Source organism: Alteromonas sp. NFXS44 (genome assembly GCF_040148705.1).
Classification (GTDB): Bacteria; Pseudomonadota; Gammaproteobacteria; order Enterobacterales; family Alteromonadaceae; genus Alteromonas.
Window position 1 is genome coordinate 337,014 of sequence record NZ_JAGDEA010000002.1, and the last position, 12,559, is coordinate 349,572.

Here is a 12,559-nt window from a genome sequence, read left to right on the forward strand (position 1 = left end):
TATGTCGTTACCCATTGTGAGACGGGAGCTTTGCTCTGACTCCCGTTTGAGTACACAACTGCACCCTGTACTTGACAGGGTGTACCGCGGCCGCGCTATCCGGAATATTGACGAGCTGGATAACGCCGTAAAACAACTCTCCCATTACAACCTGCTTAAAGGCATCGACGCTGCGTCGGCTTGCCTGGTTGATGCTATCAAAATGCAAAAGCGGGTCACCATTATCGGTGACTTCGATGCCGACGGTGCAACTTCCACCGCTGTTTGTGTACTGGCGCTGCGCCAGTTAGGCTTGCAGCAGGTGAACTATCTTGTGCCTAACCGGTTTGATTTCGGCTATGGCCTCAGTGAGCAGATTGTTGATGTCGCGTATGAGCAGGGTACCGATATCTTACTTACTGTTGATAATGGTATTGCCTGCCTTGCCGGTGTGAAGAGGGCGAAAGAGCTGGGACTCACCGTTATCGTGACGGACCACCATTTGCCGGGAAACACGCTGCCTGATGCCGATGCGATTGTGAATCCCAACCAGCCGGGCTGTGAATTTCCTTCAAAGAATCTGGCCGGCGTTGGTGTAGCCTTTTATCTGATGCTGTCTTTACGGGCAGCGTTACAGCAACAAGGCTGGTTTGAAGGCAAACAGCCGCCTAACCTGGCGGCGCTTCTGGATATCGTTGCAGTAGGCACCGTAGCCGATGTAGTTGCTCTGGATAAGAATAACCGCGTCCTGGTGTATCAGGGCCTGCAACGCATTCGCAGCGGACATTGCCGGCCGGGTATTCAGGCACTATTCGAAATTGCTAACCGCAATAAGCCGCTGGCTTACCTCACCAGTACCGATTTGGGATTTGTAATCGGGCCCAGGCTGAACGCAGCCGGACGGCTGGACGATATGGCGCTGGGAATAGAGTGCTTACTTTGCGATGACCCTTTGCAGGCACGCCATATGGCAGCCGGGCTTGACCGTCTGAATTTACAACGGCGTGCCATAGAAACCGAAATGAAAGAAGAGGCGGAAGCGGCACTGGCTTCGGTGTCTGTAGGCGAGGACCTGCCTCCTGCACTGGTGATGTATCAGCCCCATTTCCATCAGGGCGTCATTGGTATTGTGGCCGGGCGCTTAAAAGAAAAGCATCACCGGCCGGTTATTGTATTTGCCAATCAGGACGACAACACTATTAAAGGCTCAGCGCGCTCCATTCCCGGTTTACATATCCGCGATATTCTCGATGAAGTGAATACTGGCTGGCCGGGGGTAATTGACAAGTTTGGCGGCCATGCTATGGCGGCGGGTTTAAGCCTGGCAACAGATGCGCTGGCTCAGTTTGAAAAGGCGTTTCATCATGTCACCCTGCGTCATCTGGCTAATATTGATTGCGAAAGAAAAATACTGTCTGATGGTGAGCTGGCTGCTGACGAAATAGATTTAAGTCTGGCTCATGCCTTACGTCAGGCCGGCCCGTTCGGTCAGGGCTTTGATGCCCCTAAGTTTGATGGTGTGCTGGATATTGTTGATCAGCGCATGGTAGGCGAAAACAAAAATCACCTTAAGCTGGTATTCCGTAAGGCAAACGGCGAAGAAGTAGACGGCATTGCATTTGGTGTAGACACCAAAGTATGGCCAAATGCCGGGATCTTGCGCGCACAGGTGGTGTATCAGCTCGATATAAACACCTTCCGGGGACGGGAATCAGTTCAACTGCTTATTGAAGAGATCGTACCCGGTGAATGACGGTAAAGCACTCACAGAGAAGCATCAGGCGCTGACCCACAGTGAAAACTGCAAAGTCGTCTCTCACATTCAGCGTGAAGAAGGCGAGTGGGTGCGTCATACGTTGATGCTCGAAGGCGTGGACGTGCCCTTCATTTTCCGGCGTAAACAACAGTATCAGTCACTCAAAGGGGGCAGGGTCAACCTGACCTATTATCGTCAGCAGGAGGAAGTGGCGGGTATCCCTTTTGAAACAATGAAAGTGGTCCGGATCAAGCGGAGTTAACCCCCAGATGAGTCAGCCAGACTGGTCAGATGCATATGTGCTCCACCGCCGTCCGTACCGGGAAACGTCTTATATTGTTGATTTCTTTTCCTTGCAAACCGGTAAGGTCAGCGCGGTAGCGAAAGGCGTGAGAAGCAGTAAGAACGAGCGCAAAAGTCTGTTGCAACCCTTCCGTAAAGTGCGCATCCAGCTCAGCGGAAAAACCGATCTTAAAAACCTCAGACAAATTGAAAGTGACGGGCCGGTGCCCATGCTGGCAGGGAACGATTTGTTTTGTGCCATGTATTTAAATGAAATACTTAACCGTGTCATGCCGGCGGGTCTCGCCAGTGATACGGTGTATGCCCAATATGAGCACGCCCTGAATTCCCTTATCGTTCAACCTGATATTGAAAAAACATTACGTGAGTTTGAGTTTTCTCTGTTAGAAGAAATGGGTATGCTCGCGGACTGGTTTACTGACGGGCTGAGTGGTGAAACCATTGAGCCTGATGGCTGGTATCTGTATTCGCCGGAACAGGGGTTTGTGGCCTGTCATCAGCCCGGACATAAACACCGGTTGCCGGGAACGGCGCTTATCGAATTAGGACACGGTGAATGGACCGCGCTGTCGCGGCGGGCTGCGAAACTGATCAACCGCCAGGCACTGCATCAATTGCTGGGCGGTAAACCGTTAAAAAGCAGGGAATTATTTCGCGCTTAGGCGGTGGCTGACGCCTATTTTCCTGAGTCAGCGGGGAACTTCTTTGCTACAATCTTCACACTTTATTGCCAGGGTTATCTATCCATGAACGACATCTTACTGGGCGTTAACATTGACCATATTGCCACGCTGCGAAACGCACGGGGTACGAATTATCCCGATCCTGTACATGCAGCTGACGTGGCCGAGCGGGCAGGCGCCGATGGGATCACTGTGCATTTACGGGAAGATCGCCGTCATATTAAAGATCGTGACGTGGATTTACTGGCACAAACGATCAACACCCGTCTGAATCTGGAAATGGCAGTGACAGACGAAATGCTGCAGATAGCGTTGAAAACACAGCCTGCTTTTTGCTGTCTGGTGCCGGAAAAGCGTGAAGAGCTGACCACAGAAGGTGGTCTGGATGTCGCCGGTAATTTTGATGCAGTGAAAAACGCTTGTACCGTGCTGGGTGAAGCGGGTATTCAGGTTTCCCTGTTTATTGATGCAGACGAGAAGCAAATTGATGCGGCCATTGAATGTGGTGCGCCTTATATCGAAATTCACACCGGTCAGTATGCTGAAGCAAAAAATGAGCGTGAACAGGAAGTGGAACTGGCACGGCTTAAAAAAGGTATCCATTATGCCGCTAAAAAAGGCCTGAAAGTAAACGCCGGTCACGGCCTGCACTACCATAACGTGAAGCCTGTCGCCGCCATTCCTGAAATTATTGAGCTGAATATCGGTCACGCCATTATTGCCCGTGCGGCGTTCGATGGCCTGGCTAAAGCCGTCGCTGATATGCGTGCGCTGATGCAGGAAGCCCGTGCAGGAAAAGCAGGCTGAGCATGGCCATTGTCGGAATGGGCACGGACATTGTCGAAATTGCCCGCATAGAAGACGCTCTGTCCCGTTCTGCGCGGTTAGCCAGCCGTGTACTGACTGAGCAGGAAATGGTTATCTTCGGGGCCTGCCCTGAACCGGCAAGATATCTGGCTAAGCGGTTCGCGGTGAAAGAAGCAGCGGTAAAAGCATTGGGCACGGGGATTGGCCGGGGTATCAGCTGGCATCATATCTGTGTTGGTAATAATGAGTCCGGCGCCCCTTTTCTGACCTTTAGTGATGAATTTGCAAAACGCTGCGAAGAAAAGGGCGTTGTTCGCAGTCATGTCTCCATTTCTGATGAGCAGCATTATGCTACTGCTACTGTTATTTTAGAATCTTAATTATGGTCAGTTTCTACAAGCCGGCAAAGTCGTCGAAAAAAACACAAACCGGTAAAACCGTCACCGTTCAACGTTGGGACATGACCGGACAGGGCGTGTGTAACGACAGCAAACCGGTACTGTTTGTTGATGGTGCGTTGCCCGGCGAAAAAGTTGATGTGCTGGTCACACAACAGCAAAAGCGCTTCGCCAGAGCATCGGTAAAAAAAATCCTCACGTCCAGTCCCCATCGGGTAGCACCCTTTTGCGACCTCGCTGATCGTTGTGGCGGTTGCCAGTTGCAACATGCAGATGCCGGTGCGGCACTCACATATCGTCAGGAAGCGCTGGATAGCTGGTGGAAATTACAGTTTGGTTTAGATCACATTCCCTGGACCACAGCGGTCACCGGAGAACGTCGCGGTTATCGCCGGAAGGCCCGGCTCGCCACAGACGCACGGAATGACAAACAGTTTAAGTTAGGTTACCGGGAAGAGCAGGGTAAGCAGGTGGTGGATGTTGACCAGTGTCCTGTACTGCAGCCCGGATTATCTGCGCTTATCGCGCCTTTAAAAGCGCTTCTTTCGGATCACTCTGCCCGTAAACATGTGGGCCATGTCACCTTACTTGCCGGTGATAATGTGAATGCTGTTTCTGTGCGGCTGACTAAACCCATGTCCCCGGCATTCGGGGATGCACTGATGGCATTTGCTGTTGAGCATAAAGTAAACATGACCGTGGAAGGACAGGAAGGCACGCTTACATTGCATGAAGAAGCGGAGCTGTATTGCACCACAGAACCCGGATTGAGTTTGTCTCCGGCGGCAGATGATTTTGTTCAGGTAAACGGGCCGGTTAACGCTAAGATGGTGGCACAGGCCATGGCATGGTTGAATCCGCAGCCCGGTGAAAAAATTGCCGACTGGTTCAGCGGTCTGGGTAACTTTTCCCTGTCGCTGGCAAAGCGGGGAGCACAGGTGCAGGCTGTTGAAGGCGTGGCTGAAATGGTGCAGCGCGCTAGAGAAAATGCGTCAAAACAGGGCGTAGACAATGTGAACTGGTTGCTTCTGGATTTGTCTGATGAACAGGCTGTTGCTCAGGCTCTGAGCGGCGGTTTTGATAAACTTTTGCTGGATCCCTCGCGGGAAGGCGCGTATGCCGTTTGTGAAACCCTGACACGACAACGGGTAAAATCAATTTTGTATGTTTCTTGCAATCCGGGTACTCTGACAAGAGATGCGCAGTGCCTTCTGGCGTCCGGGTATGCAATCGAGCGCGTGGGGCTCATTGAAATGTTTCCCCAGACCCGACATCTGGAAGTCATGATGTTATTAACGGACCACAAGAACAAAGCATAAGCGAGTTGATGTTTTATGGTATCAACACGAAAAGTACACGAGCCTGACAGACCGTCATTTGAAGCCTGGTTAAATAGTCTGTCGCTAAGTGATACTACAAAAGAAAAATTAAAAGCAGTGTCCCATATGCCTGACCGTCTGCTTGTCGGGCAGGAAATGGTGGAAATTCTGCATCAGCTGAACATGGATGATGCCACGCTGCAGGCGGCACTGGTGTACCCGTATTGTGAAAAGCATAATCTCACCGATACTGACGTGCTGGCGGAATTTGGTGAAGAGATCAGCGATCTGATCAATGGTGTCCGCCGCATGGACGCTATCAAAACTCTGCACAGCCGCCGCCGGAATGAATCTTCCCTGTCTGTTCCTGACGAACAACATACCGACAGCATCCGCCGGATGTTACTTGCCATGGTGGAAGATGTCCGCGCCGTGGTAATTAAGATGGCTGAACGGATTTGTGCACTGCAACAGGTTAAAAAAGCCGACGAAGAGACCCGGGTGCTGGTTGCCAGAGAGTGTGCGACGATTTATGCGCCGCTGGCAAACCGTCTGGGTATCGGTCAGTTAAAGTGGGAGCTGGAAGACCTGGCTTTCCGCTACCTGCATCCGAAAACCTATAAAGATATTGCTCAACAGCTCGATGGTAAGCGCAAGGAGCGGGCAACCTACATTCAGAATGTCGTGTCTGACTTACAGGCGCTGGTGGATAACGAGCACATCAAAGCGGAAGTCTACGGCCGCCCTAAGCATATCTACAGCATCTGGAAAAAGATGCAGAAAAAGCACCTTACTTTTGAGCAGCTTTTTGATATTCGTGCGGTACGCATCATTGCTGAACGGTTACAGGATTGTTATGCCGCATTGGGTACCGTTCACGCAAACTACAAACATATTCCCAAAGAGTTTGACGACTATATCGCCACACCAAAACCGAATGGATACCAGTCTATCCACACGGTCATTGTTGGGCCTGAAGGCAAACCTGTTGAAATTCAAATCCGTACTCAGCAAATGCATCAGGATGCAGAGCTGGGTGTAGCGGCTCACTGGAAATATAAAGAAGGGTCTACCGGAAAGGCATCCGGTTACGATGAGCGCATTAACTGGCTTCGCCGCATTCTTGCCTGGCAGGAAGAAGTGGCGGAGAGCGGCGACCTGGTCGAAGAATTACGTAGTCAGGTATTCGACGACCGTGTGTATGTGTTTACCCCGAAAGGGGATGTTGTCGACCTGCCACAGGGCGCGACGCCGCTGGATTTTGCTTATTACATTCACAGTAATGTAGGCCACCGGTGTATCGGCGCCAAAGTAAACGGGCGTATTGTACCATTTACCTACCAGTTGCAAAGCGGTGACCAGGTAGAAATTCATACCGGTAAAGAGCTCAACCCGAGCCGAGACTGGATGCACCCCGGGCTCGGCTATGTGCATTCATCCAGAGCCAGAGCGACTATTCACTCGTTCTTTAAAAAGCAGGATAAAGAGAAAAACCTGCTGGCCGGAAAGGAAATGCTGGAACGGGAATTATCCCGTGCCCACTTGCCGGTGAAAGTACCTGCCGAAGCGTGTGAGAAGTACAATCTCCAGCACGTGGACGATCTCTACGCCGCCATCGGTGTGGGTGATATCCGTGTGATGACGGTGGTGAATCATATTCAGCACCTGCTGGAGCCGGAGCCGGCAGAAGAGCCGGAAATCAGTCCGAAGGTGAAAACCCGCAAGAATGCCGGCTCTAAAGGCAAGCAGGATACGGTTGTCATTGAAGGGGTTGGTCACCTGATGAGTCAGCTGGCGAACTGCTGTAAACCTGTACCCGGTGAATCCATTATGGGTTATATCACGCAGGGGCGGGGTGTCAGTGTGCACAAAGAAAACTGCGATCAGTTGCAGCATTTGTTAGAACAACATCCTGAAAGACAAATCGAAGTCAGCTGGTCGACACAGTTAAATGTGGGTTTTGAAACCGGTATCGATATTTTCTGTTCAGACAGGACCGGTCTGCTCAGAGATATCACTACTGTACTGGCAAACGAGAGTGTGGCACTGCTTGGCGTTAACAGTCTGAGTGATAAAACCCGACAGACCGCGATGATTTCTATTTCGGTAGAAGTGCCGGACCGTCAGGTCTTATCGAAAGTGATGACCCGGCTGTTGCAGTTAAAAGGTGTGGTTGATGTCAAACGTAAAACCGGTTAACGGTAGTGCTGACGCGTTCTTCGAAGCCACCGATCCCGCATTGCCTGCGCTCAAATATGCGCAGGCCTTGCAGCAGCGCTGTCGTGACGTGGGCTTTGACTGGCACGAAACGCAGCCAGTGCTGGATAAAATAAAAGAAGAAGTCGATGAAGTTCAGCAGGAACTGGATGCAAGCCCGGTGGACAAAAGCCGGTTTCAGGAAGAAATCGGCGATACTTTGTTTGCCATTATCAATTTAGCCCGTCATATGGATATTGATGCCGATCGGGCGCTGCGTGAAGCCAGTGAAAAATTCCGCCACAGGTTCGAACATGTGGTTACGCTGGCCAATGAAGAAGGCCGGGCGTTAGGGGATTACGACTTACCGTCTTTAGAAGCGTTTTGGGTAAAAGCTAAAGCGGCTGAGCTTGCAAAGCAGAAATCTCGTTAAGTAACGCGTAAGGTGCTTCAATCCAGTCGGGGTTTTCAAATGAGTATGACAACACATTTGATTCCAGCAGATGCACAACCCGCTTCCCCTTTTTGACCATGTCCCATGCTTTGCGGTGCTCAGGGTAGCGATTAAATATTTTCGCCAGTTCTCCGGATTTCAACAGCTTTGTCAGTCCGTCCTGCAATCTTTGCTGTAATTCGGGCGCGTGAGGGGCGACAAAAAAATATTCGTAGCTGGGGTAAATGATCAGATGATTCTGCTCGATAGTCAGTTTATCGCTGTTGTGATAGGACAAATCTCTGTATACCTCCACCACATTACGGGGAAAATAATCGATGATCCCCTCTTCGAGACTGCGGTACATGGTGGTGTACCAGTCACTCCAGCTGATACTGGCAACTGTAAAATCGTGATACTGCAAAATTTTGGTGTCCGGCCAGTCACTCCCCTGAACCGATGTCATCAACTTAATACCATCAAGGGTCTGCCCCGGGCCAAAGGCATTTTGCTTATTTTTATTGATCACGAAAATGCGGTGACCACCTAACCCTTGCAGTAAAGGGAACCTTACCGGCAGTAATTGTTGTTCGAGTTCATCAGTGGTCACACTCCACATAATGTCGCTTTCACCCCGAAGCAGCGTGAGAATTTGTCGCCCCTGCGGCATGGGGAAGGGATGTCTCTCAAGGGTGACAGCACCATAGTCTTCTTCAGTGACGCGCAGTGCCGCGCGCAGCACATCTATATGGTAAACGCCATAAGTCGGACCGGCGAAGGATTGGGTAAAGGTATAAGTTTGAGACAACGCGGGGGCGCTGCACATGAAAGAGCACAGTAAAGTGATGCACAGAAGCAGCCTCTGGCTGATATATCGTGTTTTTATAAGCAAAGTTTGTTGTGTGCCGGATGTGTGCGTAAACACTATTTACTCTAGCTTAATAATTAAGCGATGCCAGTTTTTTATTTAATTGTCAGAAATTTCCCGTCAGGGGTTCGCTTTTTATTCAAATCCTGTATAATTCGCGCCCTGCCCAGTTACGCCCACCTTTGGGAAGGTGGAAGAATCAATGGGCTCGAAGGGGTCCGGTCATTGATTTTAATTAGATTTCCGGCTGTTCCGGTAATCTGTAACGAAGAATTTTTCGGGTGATTTTGAAATGAAAACTTTTGTTGCTAAACCAGAAACGGTACAACGTGACTGGTACGTGGTAGATGCCACTGACAAAACTTTAGGTCGTCTTGCGACTGAAATTGCACGCCGTCTGCGTGGTAAACATAAAGCTGAGTACACTCCTCACGTTGACACTGGCGACTACATCGTTGTTATCAATGCAGAGAAAGTGACTGTAACCGGTAATAAAGCGAAGGGCAAAATGTACTACGCGCACACTGGTTACCCTGGTGGTCTGAAAGAGACAAACTTTGAAAAACTGATCGCTCACAAGCCAGAAATGGTTATTGAGAAAGCAGTTAAAGGAATGTTACCAAAAGGCCCTCTGGGTCGTGAAATGTTCCGTAAAATGAAAGTTTACGCTGGTGCAGAACACAAGCACGCAGCTCAGCAACCACAAGTTTTGGACATCTAAGGAGCATTTGACATGGCAGATACTCAATACTACGGCACAGGCCGCCGCAAAAGTTCTACTGCTCGTGTGTTCCTGCGTCCGGGTACAGGCAGCATCGTAGTTAACCAACGCGCGCTGGATACGTACTTTGGTCGTGAGACTGAGTGCATGGTTGTTCGTCAGCCTCTCGAGCTGGTAGAAATGACTGAAAAGTTTGACGTTTACGTTACTGTAAAAGGTGGCGGTTCAAACGGTCAGGCTGGTGCAATTCGTCACGGTTTGACTCGTGCTCTGATGGAGTATGATGAAGCGTTACGTCCTGCACTGCGCAAAGCTGGCTTTGTTACTCGTGACGCTCGTCGCGTTGAACGTAAGAAAGTTGGTCTGCACAAAGCACGTAAGAAGCCACAGTTCTCCAAGCGTTAATTCGCTTACTACTGTTATCAAAAACCCGGTCATCGACCGGGTTTTTTTATGCCTGTATTTTATTTACTGATAAGTTTGTCCGGTGTTTCTGCTGCACGCTGAAACACCGGAAATACTCTGATTAGTCGCGTTAATCTCGGTAATTCAGCGCCGGCTTACGATCACCCAGCAGAGCTTCATATTCCACGTCTGATGCACGACGGTCAAATTCTGCTTTTGCTTCTTCAATGACAGCAGGTTGTTCGAATAATTTTATCGCAGTGAGAGCCAGTGTGCTGGCCGCAAGCGTCATACCTTTCTTGCCGATGGACATGCCTCCGGCAGCAACCGCCTGCCAGCTGTGGGGTGGTGTACCCGGAACCCAGGTTGCTGCACGCAATCCGGCTGTAGGTACCTGCCAGCTTACATCACCCACATCTGTTGACGCAGACCAGACAGGGATATCCTCTGAAAACTCAGCAACCTCACTTTGCTGGCCTTTCGCTTTCATGGCCGGTTTACCCAGTGACGGACGAATTTTATCAGCGAAGTTCTCTTCTTCAGCGCTGTAACTGATCCCGCCGAATGCGTGCATACTGCTATCCATCTGGCGGGCCAGCGTCAGATTAGGCAGAATGTTCCATGTGCCGCCAACAACTTCCTCTTCCATTTCTGTTTCCGTTCCCAATGCTGCGGCTTCTGCTATTTTCTCCAGACGTTTCCATAAAGACAGTACCACTTCAGGTTCAGGGGAGCGGACGTAATAATAGACTTCAGCAAAATCGGGCACGATGTTCGGAGCAGCACCACCATTTGTGATCACGTAGTGGATGCGGGTGCGGTCAGGTACATGTTCACGCATCATGTTCACCATCATGTTCATTGCCTCTACTGCATCCAGCGCGGAGCGGCCCCGTTCCGGCGCAGCCGCAGCGTGAGCTGCAATACCACGGAAACGGAACTTTGCACTCTTGTTGGCCAGGGTGGAAGAGGCTTCGGCAGAGTTTCCGTCTCCCGGATGCCAGTGAAGCGCCACATCAACATCATCGAATAAACCTTCACGTGCCATATACACCTTTCCGGAACCACCTTCTTCCGCCGGCGTACCATATACCCGGATTTGACCACCGGTACCGGTGGCTTCCAGCCAGTCCTTTACAACCAGCGCAGCACCCACTGAACCACCGGCAAACAGGTGGTGGCCGCAGGCATGACCGTTGTGCATGCCGCTTTGTGGTTTTTTCTCAGGAATCGCCTGCTGGGACAAACCGGGTAGAGCATCCATCTCTGCCAGCATGCCGATGACCGGACCATCGCCACCCCAGGTGGCTACGAAAGCGGTGGGCATGCCTGCTACGCCGGCTTCAACGTTAAAGCCGTGCTCACGGAGGACAGTCTGCATCAATGCTGAGCTTTGTGTTTCTTTATAGCCAACTTCGGCCCAGTTCCACAAAGAGTCTGAAATGTTCTCCATTTGAGATTGATGATCAGCAATGGCGTTTTTTACAAATGTTGCGTCATCTTGCGCAGCAAAAGTGAAGTGTGTGCAAAAGGGCAGGGTGACCCAGAGAATTTTACTGAGTGTTCTCATGATATTAGTGACGCTCCTTGCTTTAATTAACCGGTTAATTGTGAATTTCGGGGCGGAGGTTTAATTATTATTAAATTCCCGCCGGAAAAACGGTTTTCCGAAACTGATAGACTATACTGAAGTCCGGCTGAAGATTTGACTCCGGTTCCGGCTTATTATTGAAATTGAACGGCAATCCGTTCGTGTTTCATCATTGTGTGACAATCACCATACATCATGTCACTTCAATGATAATAACAGGACAGGAATCATTAAATTTTTAAAAGGTCTTTGATTAAGCGCAGGTTATCGTTTTTTAATCGTTGATAAAACCTTGTAACAATAAGGGCTTTTCACTTATCATCTTTGGTCGAAATAATTATAAAGCATTGTAACGCTCACAGCAGACGGGCGCTGACAGTGCAAATCAAGACAGGCCGACTGATACCGGTACGTAACTTTAATGTTAAAAAGTTGCTCCGGTATCAAAATCCAAATCTGGAGAATTGTGGATGAGTAACGTATCAGTAGATGCAAAAGACTCTGCACTCAACGGAAGCCAACCGGACAACACCCGCCGCCGTTTTTTAACGGTAGCAACTTCGGTGGTTGGTGCTGTTGGTGTTGCAGGTGCAGCGGTACCTTTTGTTACTTCCTGGAACCCGAGTGCGAAAGCCAAAGCCGCCGGCGCAGATGTTGAAGTGGACATCAGTGCGATTGAGCCGGGTCAGTTAATTCGTGTTATGTGGCGAAGCAAACCGGTCTGGATTGTACGCCGTACCCCGGAAGTGCTGGAAGAACTGGCCACTCACGAAGACAGTCTCCGCGATCCTGAGTCTGAAACAGAGCAGCAACCTGCATTTGCTAAAAACCGTTACCGTTCTCTGAAAGAGGAATACCTCATTCTGGTAGGTATTTGTACTCACCTTGGCTGTTCTCCGCAATACTTGAAAGACGGTGCCTTCGAAGAAGCCGTAGAGGGTGTACCCAGCGGATTTTTCTGTCCTTGTCACGGTTCCAAATTTGATATGGCCGGTCGTGTATTCCAGGGGGTGCCTGCACCGCTTAATCTGGTGGTTCCGCCTTATCAGTATGTTAACGACACCACCGTTATCATCGGTTCAGAAGCGGAGGCAGTTTAA

13 protein-coding genes are annotated in these 12,559 nt (G+C 50.2%); 11 read left to right on the top strand and 2 right to left on the bottom strand.

Annotated features, from left to right (window positions below; genetic code table 11):
- Position 1 precedes the first annotated feature (1 nt).
- The 8 genes from recJ (at position 2) to J3369_RS04680 (ending at position 7,874) form a co-directional block, all read left to right on the top strand.
- Positions 2–1,732: a single-stranded-DNA-specific exonuclease RecJ gene (gene recJ, locus J3369_RS04645; RefSeq protein ID WP_349584346.1), complete on the top strand. Its 1,731-nt coding sequence runs from the start codon at positions 2–4 to the stop codon at positions 1,730–1,732.
- On the top strand, positions 1,725–1,997 hold the full coding sequence (locus tag J3369_RS04650) for a hypothetical protein (RefSeq protein WP_303573697.1): 273 nt from the start codon (positions 1,725–1,727) through the stop codon (positions 1,995–1,997). The genes recJ and J3369_RS04650 overlap by 8 nt, the downstream gene beginning before the upstream one ends.
- 7 nt (positions 1,998–2,004) lie before the next feature.
- Positions 2,005–2,700: a DNA repair protein RecO gene (recO, locus tag J3369_RS04655; RefSeq protein ID WP_303573696.1), complete on the top strand. Its 696-nt coding sequence runs from the start codon at positions 2,005–2,007 to the stop codon at positions 2,698–2,700.
- Positions 2,701–2,784: 84 nt separating this feature from the next.
- Positions 2,785–3,528 (top strand): pyridoxine 5'-phosphate synthase, encoded by a 744-nt coding sequence (pdxJ, locus tag J3369_RS04660; RefSeq protein ID WP_349584350.1) that lies wholly within the window; start codon positions 2,785–2,787, stop codon positions 3,526–3,528.
- Between the two features lie 2 nt (positions 3,529–3,530).
- The gene (gene acpS, locus J3369_RS04665; protein WP_349584353.1) at positions 3,531–3,908 is read left to right on the top strand and encodes a holo-ACP synthase; all 378 of its coding nucleotides are present in this window, start codon (positions 3,531–3,533) and stop codon (positions 3,906–3,908) included.
- A 2-nt stretch (positions 3,909–3,910) separates the two neighbouring features.
- The gene (gene rlmD, locus J3369_RS04670; protein WP_349584355.1) at positions 3,911–5,245 is read left to right on the top strand and encodes a 23S rRNA (uracil(1939)-C(5))-methyltransferase RlmD; all 1,335 of its coding nucleotides are present in this window, start codon (positions 3,911–3,913) and stop codon (positions 5,243–5,245) included.
- A 15-nt stretch (positions 5,246–5,260) separates the two neighbouring features.
- Positions 5,261–7,444 carry a GTP diphosphokinase gene (relA, locus tag J3369_RS04675; RefSeq protein ID WP_303573692.1) on the top strand — a complete coding sequence of 728 codons (2,184 nt, stop codon included), beginning with the start codon at positions 5,261–5,263 and terminating at the stop codon, positions 7,442–7,444.
- Positions 7,422–7,874, top strand: a complete 453-nt coding sequence (locus tag J3369_RS04680) for a MazG nucleotide pyrophosphohydrolase domain-containing protein (RefSeq protein ID WP_349584358.1) — start codon at positions 7,422–7,424, stop codon at positions 7,872–7,874. The genes relA and J3369_RS04680 overlap by 23 nt, the downstream gene beginning before the upstream one ends.
- Here the strand turns inward: J3369_RS04680 and J3369_RS04685 are convergent.
- Complete coding sequence (locus J3369_RS04685) at positions 7,837–8,700, bottom strand: transporter substrate-binding domain-containing protein (RefSeq protein WP_349584360.1); 864 nt, start codon at positions 8,698–8,700, stop codon at positions 7,837–7,839. The two genes, J3369_RS04680 and J3369_RS04685, sit on opposite strands and share 38 nt — an antisense overlap.
- Positions 8,701–9,034: 334 nt before the next feature.
- Here J3369_RS04685 and rplM point away from each other — a divergent pair, with 334 nt between their 5' ends.
- On the top strand, positions 9,035–9,463 hold the full coding sequence (rplM, locus tag J3369_RS04690) for a 50S ribosomal protein L13 (protein WP_070123948.1): 429 nt from the start codon (positions 9,035–9,037) through the stop codon (positions 9,461–9,463).
- A gap of 12 nt (positions 9,464–9,475) precedes the next feature.
- Positions 9,476–9,868, top strand: a complete 393-nt coding sequence (rpsI, locus tag J3369_RS04695) for a 30S ribosomal protein S9 (RefSeq protein WP_119500166.1) — start codon at positions 9,476–9,478, stop codon at positions 9,866–9,868.
- A gap of 130 nt (positions 9,869–9,998) precedes the next feature.
- On the opposite strand, the gene J3369_RS04700 is transcribed toward rpsI, so the two are convergent.
- Entirely contained in the window at positions 9,999–11,438 is a 1,440-nt protein-coding gene (locus J3369_RS04700; protein ID WP_349584364.1) for an amidohydrolase, read from the bottom strand.
- A 491-nt stretch (positions 11,439–11,929) separates the two neighbouring features.
- On the opposite strand from J3369_RS04700, the gene petA reads away from it, so the two are divergent.
- Positions 11,930–12,559 (top strand): ubiquinol-cytochrome c reductase iron-sulfur subunit, encoded by a 630-nt coding sequence (petA, locus tag J3369_RS04705; protein ID WP_119500168.1) that lies wholly within the window; start codon positions 11,930–11,932, stop codon positions 12,557–12,559.

Excerpts from the sequence above, each read along its gene's own strand:
- recJ (WP_349584346.1), top strand. The coding sequence starts at position 2 with ATGTCGTTACCCATTGTGAGACGGGAGCTTTGCTCTGACTCCCGTTTG.
- recO (WP_303573696.1), top strand. The coding sequence starts at position 2,005 with ATGAGTCAGCCAGACTGGTCAGATGCATATGTGCTCCACCGCCGTCCG.
- pdxJ (WP_349584350.1), top strand. The coding sequence starts at position 2,785 with ATGAACGACATCTTACTGGGCGTTAACATTGACCATATTGCCACGCTG.
- acpS (WP_349584353.1), top strand. The coding sequence starts at position 3,531 with ATGGCCATTGTCGGAATGGGCACGGACATTGTCGAAATTGCCCGCATA.
- rlmD (WP_349584355.1), top strand. The coding sequence starts at position 3,911 with ATGGTCAGTTTCTACAAGCCGGCAAAGTCGTCGAAAAAAACACAAACC.
- relA (WP_303573692.1), top strand. The coding sequence starts at position 5,261 with ATGGTATCAACACGAAAAGTACACGAGCCTGACAGACCGTCATTTGAA.
- J3369_RS04680 (WP_349584358.1), top strand. The coding sequence starts at position 7,422 with ATGTCAAACGTAAAACCGGTTAACGGTAGTGCTGACGCGTTCTTCGAA.
- J3369_RS04685 (WP_349584360.1), bottom strand. The coding sequence starts at position 8,700 with ATGTGCAGCGCCCCCGCGTTGTCTCAAACTTATACCTTTACCCAATCC.
- rplM (WP_070123948.1), top strand. The coding sequence starts at position 9,035 with ATGAAAACTTTTGTTGCTAAACCAGAAACGGTACAACGTGACTGGTAC.
- rpsI (WP_119500166.1), top strand. The coding sequence starts at position 9,476 with ATGGCAGATACTCAATACTACGGCACAGGCCGCCGCAAAAGTTCTACT.
- J3369_RS04700 (WP_349584364.1), bottom strand. The coding sequence starts at position 11,438 with ATGAGAACACTCAGTAAAATTCTCTGGGTCACCCTGCCCTTTTGCACA.
- petA (WP_119500168.1), top strand. The coding sequence starts at position 11,930 with ATGAGTAACGTATCAGTAGATGCAAAAGACTCTGCACTCAACGGAAGC.